This is a genomic window from Pseudorhizobium banfieldiae, from assembly GCF_000967425.1.
GTDB classification, from domain to species: Bacteria; Pseudomonadota; Alphaproteobacteria; order Rhizobiales; family Rhizobiaceae; genus Neorhizobium; species Neorhizobium banfieldiae.
Window position 1 is genome coordinate 66457 of the sequence record NZ_FO082821.1, and the last position, 17685, is coordinate 84141.

18 protein-coding genes are annotated in these 17685 nt (G+C 56.5%); 6 read left to right on the top strand and 12 right to left on the bottom strand.

The features are described from left to right. The first annotated feature begins 105 nt into the window (after positions 1–105). From repA to repC, 3 genes are all read left to right on the top strand, one after another. The gene (repA, locus tag NT26_RS20770) at positions 106–1320 is read left to right on the top strand and encodes a plasmid partitioning protein RepA (RefSeq protein WP_052642541.1); all 1215 of its coding nucleotides are present in this window, start codon (positions 106–108) and stop codon (positions 1318–1320) included. Further along, positions 1317–2330 (top strand): plasmid partitioning protein RepB, encoded by a 1014-nt coding sequence (gene repB, locus NT26_RS20775; RefSeq protein WP_052642543.1) that lies wholly within the window; start codon positions 1317–1319, stop codon positions 2328–2330. Before repA ends, repB begins: the two co-directional genes overlap by 4 nt. A gap of 191 nt (positions 2331–2521) precedes the next feature. Then, positions 2522–3760 carry a plasmid replication protein RepC gene (gene repC / locus NT26_RS20780; RefSeq protein ID WP_052642545.1) on the top strand — a complete coding sequence of 413 codons (1239 nt, stop codon included), beginning with the start codon at positions 2522–2524 and terminating at the stop codon, positions 3758–3760. A 93-nt stretch (positions 3761–3853) separates the two neighbouring features. On the opposite strand, the gene NT26_RS22525 is transcribed toward repC, so the two are convergent. The 4 genes from NT26_RS22525 to NT26_RS20800 form a co-directional block, all read right to left on the bottom strand. After that, a complete protein-coding gene (locus NT26_RS22525) occupies positions 3854–4396 on the bottom strand; it encodes a helix-turn-helix domain-containing protein (RefSeq protein ID WP_244467750.1) in 543 nt (180 codons plus the stop codon). Between the two features lie 253 nt (positions 4397–4649). Then, a complete protein-coding gene (locus NT26_RS20790; protein ID WP_052642549.1) occupies positions 4650–5072 on the bottom strand; it encodes a hypothetical protein in 423 nt (140 codons plus the stop codon). Beyond that, a complete protein-coding gene (locus tag NT26_RS20795) occupies positions 5069–5515 on the bottom strand; it encodes a hypothetical protein (protein ID WP_037093775.1) in 447 nt (148 codons plus the stop codon). The genes NT26_RS20790 and NT26_RS20795 overlap by 4 nt, the downstream gene beginning before the upstream one ends. A 1-nt stretch (position 5516) precedes the next feature. Continuing rightward, entirely contained in the window at positions 5517–6209 is a 693-nt protein-coding gene (locus NT26_RS20800) for a ParA family protein (RefSeq protein WP_425287749.1), read from the bottom strand. Between the two features lie 560 nt (positions 6210–6769). Between NT26_RS20800 and NT26_RS20805 the strand changes: the two genes are divergently transcribed. Genes NT26_RS20805 through NT26_RS20815 form a run of 3 tightly spaced genes read left to right on the top strand, consistent with a single transcriptional unit; the run spans position 6770 to position 9871 of the window. Then, entirely contained in the window at positions 6770–7171 is a 402-nt protein-coding gene (locus NT26_RS20805) for a DUF6290 family protein (protein WP_052642554.1), read from the top strand. Positions 7172–7174: 3 nt separating this feature from the next. Beyond that, positions 7175–9652, top strand: a complete 2478-nt coding sequence (locus NT26_RS20810; RefSeq protein ID WP_052642556.1) for a relaxase/mobilization nuclease domain-containing protein — start codon at positions 7175–7177, stop codon at positions 9650–9652. A 6-nt stretch (positions 9653–9658) separates the two neighbouring features. Then, positions 9659–9871 carry a hypothetical protein gene (locus NT26_RS20815; protein ID WP_052642558.1) on the top strand — a complete coding sequence of 71 codons (213 nt, stop codon included), beginning with the start codon at positions 9659–9661 and terminating at the stop codon, positions 9869–9871. A gap of 7 nt (positions 9872–9878) precedes the next feature. Here NT26_RS20815 and NT26_RS20820 read toward each other — a convergent pair whose 3' ends face one another. Genes NT26_RS20820 through NT26_RS20855 form a run of 8 tightly spaced genes read right to left on the bottom strand, consistent with a single transcriptional unit; the run spans position 9879 to position 17672 of the window. Next, the gene (locus NT26_RS20820) at positions 9879–11966 is read right to left on the bottom strand and encodes a type IV secretory system conjugative DNA transfer family protein (protein ID WP_052642560.1); all 2088 of its coding nucleotides are present in this window, start codon (positions 11964–11966) and stop codon (positions 9879–9881) included. Continuing rightward, a complete protein-coding gene (gene virB11 / locus NT26_RS20825; protein ID WP_052642562.1) occupies positions 11963–12985 on the bottom strand; it encodes a P-type DNA transfer ATPase VirB11 in 1023 nt (340 codons plus the stop codon). Before virB11 ends, NT26_RS20820 begins: the two co-directional genes overlap by 4 nt. Further along, positions 12966–14177 carry a type IV secretion system protein VirB10 gene (virB10, locus tag NT26_RS20830; RefSeq protein WP_052642564.1) on the bottom strand — a complete coding sequence of 404 codons (1212 nt, stop codon included), beginning with the start codon at positions 14175–14177 and terminating at the stop codon, positions 12966–12968. Before virB10 ends, virB11 begins: the two co-directional genes overlap by 20 nt. Next, complete coding sequence (gene virB9, locus NT26_RS20835; RefSeq protein WP_037093757.1) at positions 14177–14989, bottom strand: P-type conjugative transfer protein VirB9; 813 nt, start codon at positions 14987–14989, stop codon at positions 14177–14179. The genes virB10 and virB9 overlap by 1 nt, the downstream gene beginning before the upstream one ends. Next, positions 14986–15678: a VirB8 family type IV secretion system protein gene (locus tag NT26_RS20840; protein ID WP_037093755.1), complete on the bottom strand. Its 693-nt coding sequence runs from the start codon at positions 15676–15678 to the stop codon at positions 14986–14988. Before NT26_RS20840 ends, virB9 begins: the two co-directional genes overlap by 4 nt. A 33-nt stretch (positions 15679–15711) precedes the next feature. Then, positions 15712–16740, bottom strand: a complete 1029-nt coding sequence (locus tag NT26_RS20845) for a TrbL/VirB6 family protein (RefSeq protein ID WP_052642566.1) — start codon at positions 16738–16740, stop codon at positions 15712–15714. 4 nt (positions 16741–16744) lie between these two features. Then, positions 16745–16981, bottom strand: coding sequence for a hypothetical protein (locus NT26_RS23190; RefSeq protein WP_037093750.1), 237 nt, complete (start codon positions 16979–16981; stop codon positions 16745–16747). After that, a complete protein-coding gene (locus NT26_RS20855) occupies positions 16974–17672 on the bottom strand; it encodes a type IV secretion system protein (RefSeq protein ID WP_037093749.1) in 699 nt (232 codons plus the stop codon). Before NT26_RS20855 ends, NT26_RS23190 begins: the two co-directional genes overlap by 8 nt. Positions 17673–17685 lie beyond the last annotated feature (13 nt).

The following is a 17685-nucleotide window of genomic DNA, read 5'->3' on the forward strand; positions in this document are numbered from 1 at the left end:
GCGTTAACTTCTTGTTAACGAAAAACGCCTTGAAGAATCGGAGTCAGTCTGGCATCCCTGACGGAAATGATCTCGTAAAGTGATCAGAACCGTCAAGAGGTTTGAATGTTGCAGCCAGCTTCTCAGAGCGTCAGAGACACTGCGTCGAAGATCGAGGTCTACACCTCGAAACTCTCTGCGGAGCTGAACGATATGCGTGAAGCTGTCTATCCACCCTCTGCGCAGAAAACATTTGGCCGGACATTCTCAACCCTTGACCTAGTGAGGCTACTCAAGGTTCCGGAAAGTACTCTTCGCCAGTTGACGCTGGAAGGGAAGGGGCCTTTGCCCGAGCGCGCAGAAAACAATAGGCGAACGTACACGATAGAGCAGGTCAAGGAACTGAGGCGATTCCTGGCCGAACTTCGTCCTGACGAAGCTGGCGAGCTGCTTCCGCATCGTCGCAAAGGGGAAAAGCTTCAGGTAATTGCTACGGCGAATTTTAAAGGTGGTAGTTCCAAGACAACCACTTCTATCCATCTCGCACATTTTCTAGGGCTTCAGGGTTATCGGGTCTTGTGTCTGGATCTTGATCCGCAAGCATCGATGACTGCGCTATTTGGTATTCAGCCCGAGTTCGATCTCGGCGAGAACCAGACAGCCTATGCAGCCATTCGATATGACAATGAGAGGCGGCCGCTCGCTGAAGTGATCCGGCCAACCTATTTCCCAGGTGTCGATCTAGTTCCTGGCAATCTGGAGCTAATGGACTTTGAGTTTGATACCCCGTCCTATCTGACCTCGAAAACAAGAGATGACCTGGGTTTGTTTTTCGAGCGGTTAAGCAGTGCCCTGGCCCGCGTCGATGATCGATACGATATCGTTATCATCGACACCCCACCGTCCCTTGGATACTCGACACTCGCTGCTCTTTATGCAGCCACGTCCTTAATCATTACCGTTCACCCGGCGATGCTCGACGTTGCATCGTGCAATCAGTTCCTGATCATGATCTCCGATCTATCGGAGGTGCTGGGGCAGTTTGGAGCTAAATTCGAGCATGACTTTTTCCGCTTCCTGCTCACGCGCGTGAACCCGAATGACGGGCCGCAGAAGTACATGTCCGGAGTCATGCGCCGATTGTTTGGTGATGATGTACTCGTTGCGGAGGCGCTCGAATCGACGGCAATCGCCGGTGCAGCGGTAGCGAAGAAGACCCTATACGAGCTTGAGTCGGGTGAGGTCGGTCGTGAAGCGTTGAAGCGCGCAATTGAGAGCGCTGACCGAGTTAACTCCGAGATCCTCGACCTCGTTCACAAAGTTTGGGGACGTAGCACATGAAGAAAAGCATCCTTCAGCGAATGGCGGCCGCCGAAAGCCGGACGGAATCTCCTGTGTGTTCGGACGCGTCCGACAAGCCCTCCCTGGCGCGGCGGCACTCTTCACCTGTCATTTCCAATGTGGGTCGGGCACTGACACAGCTCACAGAAGATAGTGTCATTTCACTCGATCCTGACCGTATCGACCGCTCCCCCTATAGAGATCGCTTTGGCAACGACGAGGACGCGGCCAAAGAGCTCGAGGCGCTTAAGATTTCAATCGCAAGTGAAGGCCAAAAAATTCCAGTTCTTGTTCGGCCGCATCCGACGAGAGCGGATCATTACCAGCTTGCCTACGGTTACCGTCGATGGGCAGCGATCAAGGCCATAATGGCAGAATCGGATCGCCCAGAGACCATAAAGATCCGAGCCTATGTTCGAGAACTTTCCGATCGGCAGTTGATTGAAGAGCAATCACTCGAGAATGGTGTTCGGGAAAACCTGACCTGGATTGAGCAGGCAATGTGGGCCGTACAGCTGAAAAGTGCTGGCCTTTCCCATCGCGCCATGTGCCCAATCTTGGGAGCTTCAGAAGCGGCAATATCGCATCTTTTTCGAGTGACGGAGGCGGTTCCCGAAGACATCATTCTTGCGATCGGAAGAGCAAAGGGAGTTGGTCGACCGAAATGGACCGCATTTGCCGAGTTGCTGAAAGATCCGAGCAGCGCAGCACGTGTTCGTAAAATAATCGACACGGTCGAGTTTCGAGGCGCTGACAGCTCCAGCCGTATTGCCCAAGCGATACGAGCTGCAAGTTCAGCGGCCGACAAAGTGACTACGGAGCCAGCTGAAGAGATTGTTGACTTCGCCGTGGGTGACCGAGTTTTTGGCCGCATGAAGAGTAATTCGGCTGGAACTACGGTCTCAATCCCGAAGCAGGAACGCGCTTTCGCGCGCTGGCTCGCGGACCGAATGCCTGATCTTCTAAGCGAATACAACAATCGTTCAGATCGAACTCACCAAGAGGTGTGATCGAGACACTCGTTAATTGGTCAAGAGGAGAGACCGCGACAAAAGAAAAAGGCCCCCAAAACGTTTCCGTCATGGAAGCCTCTCTCAATTCCTAGCAAGATCGAGAATCGCATTTCCATGAATCCCAGTCAAGAGTCTTTGGCATCGTTTTGGTGAGCGGATTTCTTTTGCCTGAAGAAAGGTGAAGGAATATGCAGACGGGAAATGTGACGACGCCCTTTGGGCGGCGGCCGGCTGTGCTTGCTCTTGTAAAGAGGCAGCTCCAGACGTCCGAGACGAAACCAAGCCGCCCGGTCGAAAAATGGAGAGTGTTTCGCGACGCTTGTGAGGCCCGTGAACGCCTTGGCCTCCAGGACAGGGCGCTGACTGTGCTGGACGCATTGCTGACGTTTTATCCAGAGAGCGAGCTCAACTGCGATAGTGGATTGGTGGTCTTTCCATCCAATGCTCAGCTGTCTGTCAGAGCGCACGGCATAACCGGAACGACCTTGCGGCGGCATTTGGCTGCCTTGGTCGAGGCCGGGCTCATCCAGCGCAAGGATAGTCCGAACGGCAAGCGCTACGCTCACCGGGACAAGGGTGGCGATATCGAGCAGGCTTTTGGATTCGATCTTTCTCCACTTTTGGCTCGCGCTGCGGAACTTGCAGGTCTGGCACAGGAAGTCGCTGCCGAGCGCCTGCAGTTCAGACGAGCCAAAGAGGCGCTGACTATCTGCCGGCGTGATGTACGCAAGCTAATTTCCGCCGCGATGGAGGAGGGGGCCGACGGCGACTGGGAAGCCATCGAAGACATGTATGTCGGCATTGTCAGCCGACTCCCCCGCAATCCTGACCGTCGCCAGGTGGAGGCAATCCTCGACGAGATGCAGCTTTTGCGCACCGAAATCCTCAACCTTCTGGAAAATCAGTTAGATTCTCAAAATATGGACGGCAATGCTGTTCAAAATGGCTGTCACATACAGAATTCAAAACCCGAATCCATCTATGAACTTGAACCTAGCTCTGGAAAAGAGCAGGGCGGAGCCGTCGAGCTGGAAGTAGCACCCAAAGCGGTTGCTCAGCCGTTGGCAAAGCCGGAACAGATGAAGTCGTTCCCGCTGTCGATGGTCCTGAAAGCCTGCCCGCAGATTTTGGATTACGGGCCCGGGGGGACGATCTACCATTGGCGCGAGCTGATGGGGGCCGCGGTGGTGGTTCGATCAATGCTTGGTGTTAGCCCGTCGGCTTACCAGGAAGCGTGTGAGGTGATGGGGCCGGAGAACGCGGCGGTTGCTATGGCTGCAATCCTGGAGAGGGCAGGGCATATCAATTCGGCAGGTGGATATCTCCGCGATCTCACGCGTCGAGCGAGGGCAGGGGAGTTCGGGCTCGGACCAATGCTGATGTCGTTGATGCGTGCCAATACGAACGGAGGCCGGAAAGCAGGGTGAGGGGCTGTGCTGACGCACTAGGGTGAGGTCTCGATGGAAAAGGCCTGAAGTCAGCCTTCCTACATTGACAGCACTTACGATCGGTTTCAGCTCTCATTCGTCTGTAGGTGTTTCGGTTGTAGATGACTTGCGACCTGGTGGGCGACCAGGCGGACGGCCTCTCCTGCTGGCTCTCGCAGCTTTTCGGTTCAATCGTTGGCGTTCAGCCTCAGCTTGCGCGTCAGCCTCCGCTTCCGCTTTCTGTCGAGCCTCAAGAACATCGCTTGGCGTCAATTGGCCAACTATGCCAATCAAACTGCGTATGGTGTCGTGGGGGAGGTCATGAATAAGTCTGAACAATTCAACCCGATCATCGGCCTCTTGAGGATCTTTGCCGTAAAGATGAGGTGCCGCAGCATGAATCATCTGCATTGGCAGGAAACCAAGGAGCTCGGAAAGGTGGATCATTCGTGATACGGTAAGGCGCGAAATGTTCAGTTCATAGCGGCTATAAACCACTCGTGCGAGACCAGCCAAGGTCGCGAAATCACTCTGGGTCAAACCAGTTTTCGCACGTTCGTCTAAGAGGAATGCGGAAAGCTTTGCGTCGATCTCCCCGAAGCTGACAATGCCGTCGAAGCCCTCCTGGCGGTACAAGGGTCTCTGGAAATCTGGATCTGTGGTCTCAACCAGTTCCCTTGAATTGATATAGTCGGATAGATTCCGCACCGTCGGTATTCCCTCAGTCCCCAAATCCGCCAGTGGCAGATATCACGCACCATAACGTGCCATTAAGGCACTGTCATCCTGCGCGCCAGTCACACAAACCTAACAATATTGGGGGGAATGATCTGTAACATTGCTCTCTTGGGATCGAAATGCGCAACTCAGAGGCGCGTTGTGCCTCGAGTCAAGTTTGACTGCGAGCATTCCTGTTCACCGCCTTCGCAGCAATCAGATTCCAGCTTCGGGCATTGGGTTGAAAAATGCCTTCGAGGATCCTCTCCTCGCTGACCCAACTCAACTTCACGCGCATTTCGCAAGCTAGGGAGAACTGGTCGATGCTGATGCATCTTGTGATCCGGATCTCAGACTTCGGTCCGTGTTCCTCGAAGTCCCACATTGCAAACCGGAACAGCTCGCGTTTGGCGCGATCGTCCGTTGGCCAGTCGGTTTGCTTAAAAGGCTCCGGTGGAGCGGCGCCGACACTGAGTAAAGTTCTCTTTATGGCGCGAATATCGATCCCGACCTTCTCCGTCGCTTCAGGGTTGATCAAAAATCCAAGGGTTGCGCCTAGCGCCACCCCGCCCAGGAATCGAAGGTCGAGGATCAATAACCATTATCCTTCAGAAACTGGTCGATCGCGGCCTTGACGATCACCGTCATTTTCAAGTCGTTTTCAGAGGCTGCTCGCTCCAGACGTTTCTTAGTATCGTAATCAAGGGGGCAGTTGACGAAGTGTTTGCTCTCCCGCGCTTTATTCTGCTTCAGCTCCTGCAGTCGTATTCTGGATGCCTCACGCTCTAACGATCTGCTCGTCGCTCTCTCCCGGCGAGCCTCCGGTGATGGCAGAATCAAGCTCGACCGTTGTGGCACTTGAACGTCAGGGACCTTCGCGGGAGCTTCTTCGATAGCAACCTGGTCTGGATGATCGCTGGCCACCAAGTTTTCTGCTTCGTTGTCTATAGCCGGCTGCGACATTGAATTGGGCACATTCCCCCGTGACCGTCGCGGTGCAACGGGAAAATCAGATATACTGGAAGTCCCTTTAGCCATCTTACGCCCTCTTTTCCTCGTTTGTTAGGAAACGTTCAATTTCTTGCATCATGCCCATAACCTCACTCCGGGCCTTTCTGACCGAGTCGCTGAGCTCAAGCATTTGCAGTGTCCCATATCCCAGTCTGATGTCCCGATAGGGGTTTCGCTCATACAGCTCGGTATCAAGGAGGTGTGAATCATATCCCTGCTCTTGCAGGTTTGCGATGAAGGGGCGGATCAGGCGGTAAGCTTCCAGTGAGCGGCCGGGGAGAGTGATCCGGGTTCTGAAGTTGAGATGTTGAATGTTTCGCCCGGTACGATCGCAGGTGTCAGCCACGTCCATTGCTGCCTGGCCGGCAGCAAGGATCTCGTCTTGGTTTGGCTGGATCGGGGTCATAACGATGTCCGAGCCGGCGATGATCGTGTCCCGTAGCACGGTGTCTTGCCCGGGGGAGTCTATTAACACGACGTCAAACCCGGCGGTTTCGTTCTCCAGAATATGCTGAAGTGATGCGTTAGTTACTGCCGTTCGAAGCTCAATGCCGTCTGGCCTGTTGTCCTTCGCCTCTGAACGGGACCACCACTCATTCAGGTTTTGTCGTCCGTCTGCATCAACCAAAAGCACTTGCTTACCTTGAAGCGCATATTCCCCGGCGATCAGGATTACGGCGGTCGTCTTCCCCGCGCCGCCCTTGCCGCTTACCAGCGACATGCAAATTGCCATTTCACGATCCACTTCCTGTCTAAGACTTCACCCCGTCCCTAGCGGTCTGACGTGTGTTCGATCGGAACATAAGTATCGTCGTCAAGATCTTCACATCAAAGGGAATCTACCATGTGACAACACGCAGGTTAAGATCAGAACGTGCGTGTGACCGCACGCTACTGGACATCAATAAAACCACACGAGTTAGTCGTGTGGTTTAATCGAGTGCTTAGGTCGAATGGTGAACCCCGGAGCCGCGTGAGGCCGTCTTTGGCGCTCGCACGGAGGGCGCAAGGGCGAAGAGCGAAGCGTCCCTTTCGCCTGAGTACGAGGGACAGACAAAGGCCTTCAGAAGCGGTTTTGGCGGTGAATCCTGGTGAGCGTTCCAACGGAAAGAGTGCGAAGCGAAGCGGAGCCAATCAAGAGGTGGAATTTGGTTGAAATTATGGGGTAGTGCTTTAGGTTAGGCGTGGCAGGATACGCAAAAATGTTTTACATTTTGCATTGCGATCGTGGGACAAGCCCACGATGAGGGTCGCAAAGCTCCGGGAAGGCCTAGTTGATTGATGAGTGAGGACACAGTCGAAGTGCCGACAGCCAAGCAACGCAAGGGGCGTCTAATCAACGTGCGCGTCAGCGATGCAGAGCATTCGGCCATCGAAGAAGCGGCCGAGTCGGCCGGTATGAGTGTGTCTGCTTTTTTCCGTTCGCTGCTCCTCGAGGGTGCTGGCGTTCGACCCATTCTGACTGCGGAAGACAGGTTGATCATGGCCGCGTTGCTCGAAGACATGCGGATGATCGGCATCAATTTAAATCAGGTAGCCCGCTCCCTGAATGCAGGAAAGGGTGTCCATCCCTCAGAGCTGGACATCAACCTTGGCAATGTCCAGCGGATTCAGGCGGCTGTAATGAGTGAGCTGCGGACACTCTCGCGCCGTGCCGGGCATGAGCGCCGAGGCGAGGTGTAGGCCGTGGAGTTCTTTTTCGGCACTTTCACAAGCGAATGGGAGCAAAGGCGCGCGGCGCTATTGCACGAAATGACGCTCGGCGGCCGTGGGAGGGCTGTCGAGGAAGAGCTTGAGAAGAGACTGAAGAATCTGCAGCACCAGGTTGGGATGTCTAAAGGCGGGTCGGGATCTAGGGGAGAGGTGAGGACTTCGGCATTCAACGTGTCATCGCCTTCGAGGACGATGGCTGCCGGTTCGGGTGCTATGCGATCAATGGACGTTCGTCTTGCGAGCGTTGCCAAAGGGAGCCAGCCAGCAGTTGTCAAACTGGCTTCCTACGGTGGTGGCGCCCGCGTCGGCTCGATGCTCAACTATGTTTCCAGAGGGGGGGAGCTGAAGGTTGAGAACGAGAACGGCGAGACGTTGCGTGGCCGTGAGGAGCTGGCGCGTCTCCGTGGCGATTGGGATCACCTTTTCCAAAACAGGACCGAGAGCCGCGATATCGGCGCGTTTAGCGTCGAGGTCAGCGTTTCCGGCGGCTCGAACCCGCATGAGCAGGTGCGGGACATTCTCAGCAGTGGCTTTGGTGATCGACGCTACGCTTACTCTGTCGAAACCCGAAACGACGGATCGCTGAAGGTCGAGGGCTATGTTGTGTTGCGCAGCGGGCAGGGCGAGCGGCTGACGGCTGACGCGAAGGCGGCCGCCATCGTTCAGGAGCGTTTCGACGCCAGCGCCGTTGCTAAAGAGGCCCCCGCGGCTTTCTCGTTCACAGGCTATGGCAATGGCGTGGAATATGGCGCTGCCAAGTTGCGAGACCTGATCGCGCAGCGGAACGACGTTCGAGACGATCAGGGACGCTCGATTGCCGATGACAAGGCTGCGGGCGACCTGGTGCAAAAGGAATGGCGGGATGAGCTGCACAGCCGCAAGAGCCGTGACGTGATGCACGTGATCATGTCGGCGCGTGCCGGCACGGATGCTGTCGCTTTCGAAGGAGCTGTTCGCGACTTCCTGGCTGAGCAGTTTGCGGGCCATCGGTACGTTTTCGCTATGCACGATCCGGAGAGCGATCCGAAAGAAGCAGGGGAGGGGGGCAAGCGGCCGCATGTTCATGCTCATGCCATCGTTACCATGCGTTCGGAATCGGGCGACCGGATCGAGACGACTCCGGCCACCTTCAGGCAATGGCGTGAGGTCATGGCCGAGAAGGCTCGTGACCACGGCATCAACATGGAAATGACCGATCGGCGAGAGTTCGCCACGCCGCCAGCCTTCACGCGAAATCAGGTTCGCGCCGTCAAGCATGACGGTCGAACCGAGCATGTAGGCACCAGCGATCCGGCGCAGGCGCGATATGACGCAAAGCGAGCTGGTCGGCGCGTGGTAGCGACGAGCCAGAGAAGCCGCCAGTACATCCTAAAAGCGCAGGAGACCTGGCAGAAGATTGCAGTCAACGCCGGCGACACAGTGGTTGCGGCCTACGCCGCTCAGCATCGCTCCTATCTGGAAAACGGCCTTGCCCAAACCCATCAATCGCCTGCTGGTGCAGTCATTCATGCAGATTTCGGCGGTGATTACCGCTCCAATATGGTAGCAATCAAAGACATGTTGTCGGAGGCCAAGGACATGCGCGAGCAGACACGCCCAGAGTTCGAAGCGTACGAAAAGACTGTTGAAACGGCTCTATTCAACCTTCAGCGCAGCACTGGTCCAGAGGACCGGTCAGGCTTCGAAGAAGTTTCCTCCCTCGCTCGCGAGATCGTCGATCTGCGCAGGCAGATGCTCGAAATGAAGGAGCGTGGGCTTGATGAGCAGGATGGACGCAACGCTGCTGGTGACGTCTCCAGAGAAAGTGGCGTCGCGCCGGAAAGAACGGCATCTGAGGTGCAAGAGCAGACGAATGCTAACCTTCAGTGGGAGGCGGCTGTTGCCAAGCATGGAGAGGCTGTCGTTGAGGCTGGTAACGATGCGATGGCAAATGTGGAACACTATCGCTCCGGCCTCGCCCATATCGGAGCCGGCGAGCTCGGAGACGAAAACCGGGAGCAGTATGAGAAGGGCCTTGAGGCTTCGCTTCATCATGCAGCTCAACTCGCCGCTACCGGAAACGGTTATCTCCGGGATGTTGCCAACGAAGATCCGGAACTGCGCGCGGAGATCGAGACCATTGAGCGCAATGAAGAGCGTGGGGACGAAAACAAGTCAAACAAGCAGCCGAAACTTGAGGATACTGCCGACGATCGCCAACGCGATCTCAGGGTGGATCTGGAAGAGGAACGTCCGATTGGGCAAGCGGAGCGTGAGGCTCACCAGCTCGCTGAGACGGTGGACGCTACTCAGAGGCAGCAAGATCGTGTAAACAGAGACAGGGAAGCGGCCCAGCGGGGCGGCGAGACCACTCGGACTGATCCCGCGCAACAGCACATTCCTCGTCTCGAGGAGTTGGAGCGTGAACAGGTTGAACAGAGGGAGCGTAATCGGGACGACCGTGATCGCTAAAGTGTCATGCAGGACGGTAATCAGAACACCTACCTGGTGGAAGTAAACGACCCCAAGTCTGCCGACATCGTCGGCAAGATGATGGTGTGGGGTATGGTCTCCGTTGGGATCCTCGCGATCCTGATCAAGGTCTACGGGACCGTGATCGGCTGGTATCATGCTTCTGTGGCTTGGCTAACAGAGGCGGGTCAGTACGCAGCCAGCTTCTGGCCCTTCTGAACCTGAATTAGCGGCCGGCCTGTTCCATGATTGGATCAGGAACGGTCGCTGCGAATAGCTCTTCCAAGCTCTTCCTCTTGCGCGGTGATTTGCCTTCGGCTTCCCGTTCGACGACCTCCCTTAGACGACTAACCCGATCATTGTGCGCTTTTTCGATGTCGTTCTCTGAGACAGGTGTTGTGCGCTTTTTGGGAGCGGGCACAGCTGCCTTAGCAGGTTCCGGAGTGCTCCCGGCGCTGGCCTTCTTGTTGGCCAGGGCGGATGGATTCACAACACGAGCGGGCGAGGTGGAGGGCGCTGGCTCTTTCGGAGCCTCCTCCTGGACAGGCGCCCGCGGCTCCTCCGCTTTCGCCTCAGTCGCAGGCTTTATCGCTTCCGCTTGTTCAGCTTGTTCCTGGCCTGCATTGGCATAGGCTGGCGTGGTCGCTGGAACAGGTTTAGGTGGCAGGTAATCGACAGTTGGAACGGTCGGTATGTGTGTTTGAGAATAGGCCTCCGCCTCCTTGAAGGGCTGCGTCTTAAAGAAGCGCAGCTTGTCTCCAAAGATTGGCCGCTGACCCTCCACCAGCAAGATCATCTTGTTCTCGGGCATCTGGCGCACTTCCTGCGGCATCATCAGGTCCCGATCACGAATTTGCTCAACCTTCGTTCGGCGCGGGAGGCCCATAAGCTCGATAGTGCGCGATTCAGACTGATATCGGATGGTTCTCTTGCCAAGCGCGCGGGAAGCATACTCTGCCGTGGCCTGATCATTGGCACCAAGGATGAGCTGATAGCCGCAGTTGCCAAGGAGCGAATGTCGGGACGTCTCACCATAGATCTCATCCAGGTTCTTCAGGTCCTGGATGATGAAGGCGAGCTTGATCTTATAGCCGGCCACATAGGGCAGCTTCGTCATGATCTCGTCCATGCGCTTCAGCTGGCGAAACTCATCCAGCAGAAAATAGACCGGCACGGAGTTGGGATCATGCTCAAGTGTGAGTATGTCCATCACCTGTTGAACGAATAGCGTCAGCAGCGGCCTAAGAAGCGTGATGTCGGTGATGTTCGGGGCAAGGTAGATTGTGATGGGGCGACGCTTCATGGATCGAAGGTCCATGTCGGTCATGTTCGTTGCGGCCACAACGCGTTCGTTCTTGAACGGCCTCATCGCCTTCTGGATGTCAAGCAGTGCCGAGGCCGCGGCCCGATCCGAGAGAGACAGGTAGGAATTGAAGCTCTCCATCGTGAACTTCGACAGGTATGGCTCCTTCTCCTTGATGTACTTCATCAAGGCCTGCAGATCGGTCCCGCTGTTGAAGAAGGAGTTGATCTCGCCGAGGTTCCTGCGCCCTTTGTAGAAGGGGCTTTCGAGAACGTAGCTGATGGCGCCGGAGAGAACCTGTTGAGCTGTGGCCTGCCAAACTGAATTCTCGGATTCGGTGTTTTCCGGTACAAGAATGCTGGCGATATTTTGAATGTCAGTCGTGCGATTGCCTCGCTCCGGACGAACGAAATCCAAGGGATTATAGCTGTTGGTCGTCTCGGAACCCGGCGCGAACAGGAAGACCTGGCTGCCGTTGCGCTTGCGATAGCCGGCGGTTGCCTTGTAGACCTCGCCCTTCAGATCCGTGACGATCATCGAGCCTTCGTGCATGAGAGCGTTGGGGATGACGTAGCCCGCGCCCTTACCGGATCGCGTCGGGCCAATAATGAGGTGGTGGCGATCGTCATACGCGCGGAGGACGTTGCTCCCGATGCGGCCGAATATGTGACCTTTCTTGCCAAACCACTTCCCGCGCCGAAGGGTTGCGAGATCCTGAAAGGCTGCATCCCCTAATGGATTGCTGGTAGGTTTGAGCCCAAGATAAGCAATGAGGCCTGATACGAGCAGCGCGGGCACTACGGAGCCGAGCGCGACTTTTTGAAGGGAAGGGGAGGAGCTATAGGCCCAGAACTGCTGAATTGGCGCGAATGGGTTTGAGGTGATTGTCGCCTCGAGGATCCTACCGTCACCGTAGAAGAGCTGAAGCCCCGCCCCGTACGCCAGCATCCAGACTGCAAATGCGATCAACAGGCAGAAGAACAGATAGAAGGCCTGTAGCCCCTTACTCATGATGCATCCCGTGCGAAGTAGATTTCGGAAACCCCGCGCTTGCCGCCTTCCCGCCTGAGCTGGATCACGATCGGAATGACCATTTGGATGTAGGACATCAGATCCTGCTTGGAGTAGCCGGCGGACATGCCGGACTGCTGCATCATCATGGCGAGCTGTTCATAGGCGCCGAGCGGCGTATCGGCGTGTACTGTCGACATGCTGCCCGGGTGGCCTGTGTTGATGGCGCGAAGGAATGAAAAGGCCTCAGCTCCACGAATTTCGCCAACAAAGAGGCGATCCGGCCGCATTCGAAGCGCCGATTCAAGGAGGTTCTGAATGATCACGTTTGCGGTACCTTGCCCACCCTTGGACGCGATCAGGTGGACCGCGTTCTTCTGTGGTGGCAATAGCTCACGAGTATCTTCAAGCGTCAGGATCCGCTCATTCACGTCTACAGAGTTAAGGCAAGCGTTCAGAAAGGTGGTTTTTCCCGACGATGTGCCGCCACTGATCAGGATCGAAACTCGCTTCGTGATGGCCGTATGGATGAAGTCGTAGATCTTCTCTGCGCGCAGATAGGCGATCAGCTCCCGATCCACGTCGCTTAGGCCCCCGACAGCAACCGAGACTTTGTCGAGAGAACCGTTGTCTCGATAGTCCTGCAGAGAGAAATTCTGCACAACCTGCTTACGGATCGTGATCGACCCACCGTCGGGTGCCGCGGGCGGCAAGACGACCTGGATACGTTCGCCGGTCGGCAGTGCTGCGCTAAGGATCGGATTAGCGGCGTTCAGGAACTGCTTTGTCGCTGCGGCAACCCGCTCGCCAATGTTCTCGATCTCCCTTGCCGTCAGAGCATCGATTTCATGATGCTCCATGTGATCAGCGCCGAAGCGCTCAACATAGACTTGGCCTGGGCGGTTCACCGCAATCTCAACCACCTTCGGGTCATCGAGAAATTTCCTGATGGGCTCCAGAGACCGGTTCAGGAAATAATGAGGATCATGAGCGGTCGTGTTACCTACCATAACGTTCACGTTTGATCTCCTTCATCGCTTCCGTGACAGGATCGTCGTACATGGCGCTGAAATCGAGGTCCTGGCGAACGTAGACAAAGATCCGCTCGCCTTGCGGTACGCTGATCGTTGGCGGGATCCTCAGGTTTTCGGCAAGGACCGTGTTCGCCATGTCGCTGAAGGTCTGCGCGATCGTTTCTCGCGCCAATTCAGCACCTCTTTCGGCATCATCGTTTCCGGAGCTGGAGTCGCTACCGTATCCGGTTAGATAGCTTGCACCGCCTCCGACGATCGACAGCAAGATTGATGCGCCAAAGCGCTCACGGAACTTGTTGTCGACATGTCCCGTCAGGCCCGATCGGCCGAGGCTGTCCGTGCCGATGGAGTTCAAACGCACCGACACGCCGTCATCCCGGATCAGCCTCGTCCACACGACAAAGACCCGCTTCTGCCCCCGCGTAACTTCGGACTGATATTCCCCGATCAGGCGTGTTCCTGTTGGGATCAGGACACGCCGCCCATCGAAGGAGTAGACATCCTTGGATGTGATGGCCCGCACCTGGCCCGGAAGGTCGCTGACGATCGCCGTTTCCAAGATGCCGGGGATCAGCGTGCCCTCTGGGATCATGGCGTCGATGCGCTCGATCTGTCGGGCCTTGGCGGAACGGTCACCGATCGCACTCGCTGAGGACAGGTACTGGCTGTTGCGATCCTCGCCAGCGACGGTCAAAGGCGTGCCGCTGTTCGAGCCATCGAGCGAACCATTCGCGGATCCTCCCAGGTTCTGGTCAAGCGTGATTAGCTTTGACCGAAATCGCTCCGGAAACACCTCTTCGGCGGGCGGGGGGGCGCTCGCCGGTTGAACGACTTCGGGCGGGGGAGGCACGTTGAATTCAGTGACGTCCACCGGCGGAGCTGGCGGCGGAGGAGGCGGAGGTGGAAGTTCCAAGACAGGCTGTTCGGGCGGTGGGGGAGTGGGTTCTCTATCGCGCACGAAACCGGGCGGCCGGAAGGTCGTGGTACGGAACTCCTCCTCACTTTGCGGGGTTTCAGGCGGGCTTTCTCCGGACGTCGCGAGCACCAGGTACGCGGCGAAGACGCCAGCCAGCAAAAGGGCGGCCATGCCGACCGTTTGATTGCGCTTCACGTTTCGATTGCTGATTTCGGCCTCATCGGCCGCCGCCATTGCGTCGAGTTCAGGGCTGCGCTTCATTAGTTGCCGCTCCTCCTGCGTTTGCTGGCATCAGGATCCGGTTTCGGAGCCATGATGTCAGGATCAGGTGCTGCAAAGTCCGGCTTGCGGAGGTTGAAAATGCACGTCCACTGGTTTCCGTCCCGGAGCGTGTATTGCGTGGCTACGCCGTCAACGACGATGTATTCGCCTTCCTTGCGGAAGTTTCGCAGGGTCTCGGAGAAGTCGGATTGAACGGCAAAAATGGCCGGCACGGTCCCTCGGCCGAACTTGAAAAAGGTCTTCTTTCCGTCATCGAAGACCATTGTCGGCTTCAGCGCCGCGTCGCCCGAGAAAGAGTAGTCAATATTGACGTTCGCTTTGTCGATGCTCGAAATGTTCGGGTTAGCTGCCCGAAACTCAGCCTCCTTCCGCAGAGACTCGTTCAGGTTCTTCTCCGGATAAACGAAGCGAATTCCGAAGACCTTTTTCCCTGCTTCCGGTGCATAGTCGTTGAGCTCAAGGAAGTAGATCCTCTTTGAGGTCACCACGTTCATGTTTGTGGAAACGTCCTTGGCTATAGGCTTGACGAAAAGGATGTTGCCCTTTTCGGACGGGGCAACCTGCCAACTGTCGGTGTCGCCAAGCGAGATCGTCTCAAACTTCTCATCTTCGTCGAAGATGATCATCGTCGAGATGCCGTAGGTCGCAGACACCTTTACGACGTTGTTCGGCTGATAGACGACACTGGTCACACGCGCATCCAGACTGCCAGGGCGGGGCTGTTGCGCCGCATAGGCGTGAGTCATCGTGAGAGCGGCGATCGACGCCGCCAGTAGGAAGCCATATTTCACTGCTGGCCTCCCGAGGTCACCGTTTCCTGATCACGGCGGTAGTCATAAACCTGGAAGCCCAACGGGTTTTCGAAGCGCCATTCGTTGCGCTCAGGCGTATCCGTGTAGCGATAGCGAACGATAGAGATGAAATGGCGCGTGATGACGTCTGAATCAGAGCGCTCATGCGTCGAGAACCGGACGAGCGCCGTTGTCGTGTTGGGGAAGGTGACAGACTTTATGTCGACGGTGATCGACTTGTTTTTGCCGAGCCGGCGAGCTGGATTGTCAGGGTTCGCGGCACTCCATTGGGCCTGGAGGTCGCGCGCTGCGTCGCCGGTGGAGAGCAAAGCTGCAATTCCAAAGTTCTGCTCGATGGCAAAAGGATCATAGCCCTCGCGGGATCGAATGTAACGGACGACATTCGCCTGAGTGACCGCCTGCTGATCGGTGATGTTCGATGTTCGGGTCAGCCCTGTCTTGACCTCAATGTAGCCAGTGTTCTTGTCGACCTCGACAATGTACGGCTCGAAGCTCTTGAGGGGCACGAGCATCACCAATGCGGAGAGCGACAGGATCGTGATGCCGCCGAAGATCAGCGTAATCAGCCAAGCGAACGCCTTGGACCGTTTGGCCTTTTTGACGATCTCTTGTTCCCAACGGTCCCCATCCTGAAAATAGCTCCGGAGAGCATCGTTATTCTCTGCCATGTATCCTAGCCCTTAATTCCCGCCACCAGTTGCCTAGTTGGGCAGACTGTTGTTGGTAATTCTGTTTTGCATCGCTTCTGCTGCACCGGCGTTTTGGATGTTTTCCCTCATGCCGGCATGGGTTCTGGCGCGTGCGGCCATTCCTAATTCTCCAGCCCTCCCGGCTACAGAACGTGTCGCGGTCAAAGCTCGTGCCGGCAGCGCAACACCGGTAGCGTAGCCAACCGATCGAGCGATCTGCCCAACGCCCGTTGCCACGCCCCCGGTAATTCCCTGGGCGAGAGTTTGAATGTTGAAGAGGACAAAAGCGCCAGCCGCACAGATCAGGACGAAAGCCGAGATATCGTCTAGCTGGATCTCGTTCGCGGATGCTGCCGCTGCGACCTTCTGCAGTTCAGCGTCCATGGTCGTGATGAGAAAGGCGGCGACGACGTAAACGAAGAGCGGAATGATCGCGTACGTCAAAACCTGCTGGAACCAAGCCATTCCGTACTGGCGTGTGGAATCAAACAATAGGCAGGCGATAAAGATCGGTGCAGTGCCAAGCAGCACCCACATCATCACTTTTGCAAGCACGAGGATGGCAAGCGCAACGGCAATGAACAGCCCAACCGCCAGCATGATCAGGAACCCTACGAGGCCCGGTAGAATGGCGAAGTAGCCTGACTGCTCCGCGAATGCTGCTGCTGCCTCATTCGCCGTCTCCCAAATCATGGAGAGGCCGTCTGTCGGCTCAGTTATCCCGGTACTGCTAGCCGTCAGGAGCGCCCGCCCCACGTCTTCCGGCGTGTTGTTCAGCCAGTCGTAAAAGAAGAGTTGGAAGTTGCCCCACTGATCAATGAAGGCGACGATAAGCATCATCCGCACGACCCGGCCGACGATCTCGCCGACGGTCACTCGCGCGGTCCCCATGACGAGTTGAAGTCCGTAATAGGCGACGTAGGCAATAAGCATGATCGTCAGCAAGGGCATGATTTCGTCGCCAACGACCTCATAAGCCCGTTGGGAGAAATTCCGCCCTGCATCTTCAAGAGCCTCAAGCAGGCCGCCTAGAAAGTTCATGGGGTCACTGCTCTCCGCTTGCAGCGAAAGCGTCGATCGCCGCCAGCGCTTCCGATGGGTTGCCATTCACGCTGGTCATTGGGCCACATTCCTGTCGCGGATCCTCGGCGTAGGATGTGAGGTTTGCCGGCCTTTTGCATGGTGCAGTCTTCTCTTTCGGAGCACCGGCGCAGCCAGTTACGCCGGCAGCAACCAGAACGGAGAGGAGCACAAAGCCTTTCACTCGAAATGTCTTAGTCACCGTAGGTCAGCGCCTTCTTGGTATTGGAGATGTCGACAAGGCGGCGCTGGTTTTGAGCCTGCAGGGAGCCGACCGCCCCATTCATCACGCCAATCATTTCGTTGATCGTCAGGCCGGTTTGAACCTGCAGCTGCGTGTTCTGATCGATGGACCCTTTGATGTCTTCGGCCTGGCCGATCTGCTGACCTGCCTGCTGGAATGCCTGTGTTCGCGACTGAACGGCCTGTTGCGAGCCGGTGACTAGGGCAGCGACTCCAAGGACGGTCTTCATCATCTCTTCGTAGGACTTGTCGCCGGAGAACGTGCTGTCCGCCTTGCCAGACAAGTTCTTTACTAGCTGAAGACCGTTGATGAAGGTGGTGGCAATCTGGCCGATGTCACCGCCCATGCTGCCGAAGTTCGGGACTCCGCCCTGCATGAGGCTGTCGAGTGACGGCATCTGAGAAACGCTGAACCCTTGACCAACGGCGAGGTTCTGCATGGGATTTGAAACGCTCCCTCGATCCCCCGTGACGGCTTTAAGCGTCTCTTCAACCGTCTTCAGAACCTCTTTGTTCGTATCCAGGATCTGATCCGTCGTCTGAGAGGTTTCCGTTGCAATCTTCAGGTTGGCGCTGTCGATCACGGGAACCTGTGCAAGTGCGGTAGACGCCATCGCTAGCGAAAACGCAGTCAGAAATGCTCTTTTCATGGCCGTTCTCCTT

Excerpts from the sequence above, each read along its gene's own strand:
- repA (WP_052642541.1), top strand. The coding sequence starts at position 106 with ATGTTGCAGCCAGCTTCTCAGAGCGTCAGAGACACTGCGTCGAAGATC.
- repB (WP_052642543.1), top strand. The coding sequence starts at position 1,317 with ATGAAGAAAAGCATCCTTCAGCGAATGGCGGCCGCCGAAAGCCGGACG.
- repC (WP_052642545.1), top strand. The coding sequence starts at position 2,522 with ATGCAGACGGGAAATGTGACGACGCCCTTTGGGCGGCGGCCGGCTGTG.
- NT26_RS20795 (WP_037093775.1), bottom strand. The coding sequence starts at position 5,515 with ATGGCTAAAGGGACTTCCAGTATATCTGATTTTCCCGTTGCACCGCGA.
- NT26_RS20800 (WP_425287749.1), bottom strand. The coding sequence starts at position 6,209 with ATGTCGCTGGTAAGCGGCAAGGGCGGCGCGGGGAAGACGACCGCCGTA.
- NT26_RS20805 (WP_052642554.1), top strand. The coding sequence starts at position 6,770 with ATGAGTGAGGACACAGTCGAAGTGCCGACAGCCAAGCAACGCAAGGGG.
- NT26_RS20815 (WP_052642558.1), top strand. The coding sequence starts at position 9,659 with ATGCAGGACGGTAATCAGAACACCTACCTGGTGGAAGTAAACGACCCC.
- NT26_RS20820 (WP_052642560.1), bottom strand. The coding sequence starts at position 11,966 with ATGAGTAAGGGGCTACAGGCCTTCTATCTGTTCTTCTGCCTGTTGATC.
- virB10 (WP_052642564.1), bottom strand. The coding sequence starts at position 14,177 with ATGAAGCGCAGCCCTGAACTCGACGCAATGGCGGCGGCCGATGAGGCC.
- NT26_RS20840 (WP_037093755.1), bottom strand. The coding sequence starts at position 15,678 with ATGGCAGAGAATAACGATGCTCTCCGGAGCTATTTTCAGGATGGGGAC.
- NT26_RS20845 (WP_052642566.1), bottom strand. The coding sequence starts at position 16,740 with ATGAACTTTCTAGGCGGCCTGCTTGAGGCTCTTGAAGATGCAGGGCGG.
- NT26_RS20855 (WP_037093749.1), bottom strand. The coding sequence starts at position 17,672 with ATGAAAAGAGCATTTCTGACTGCGTTTTCGCTAGCGATGGCGTCTACC.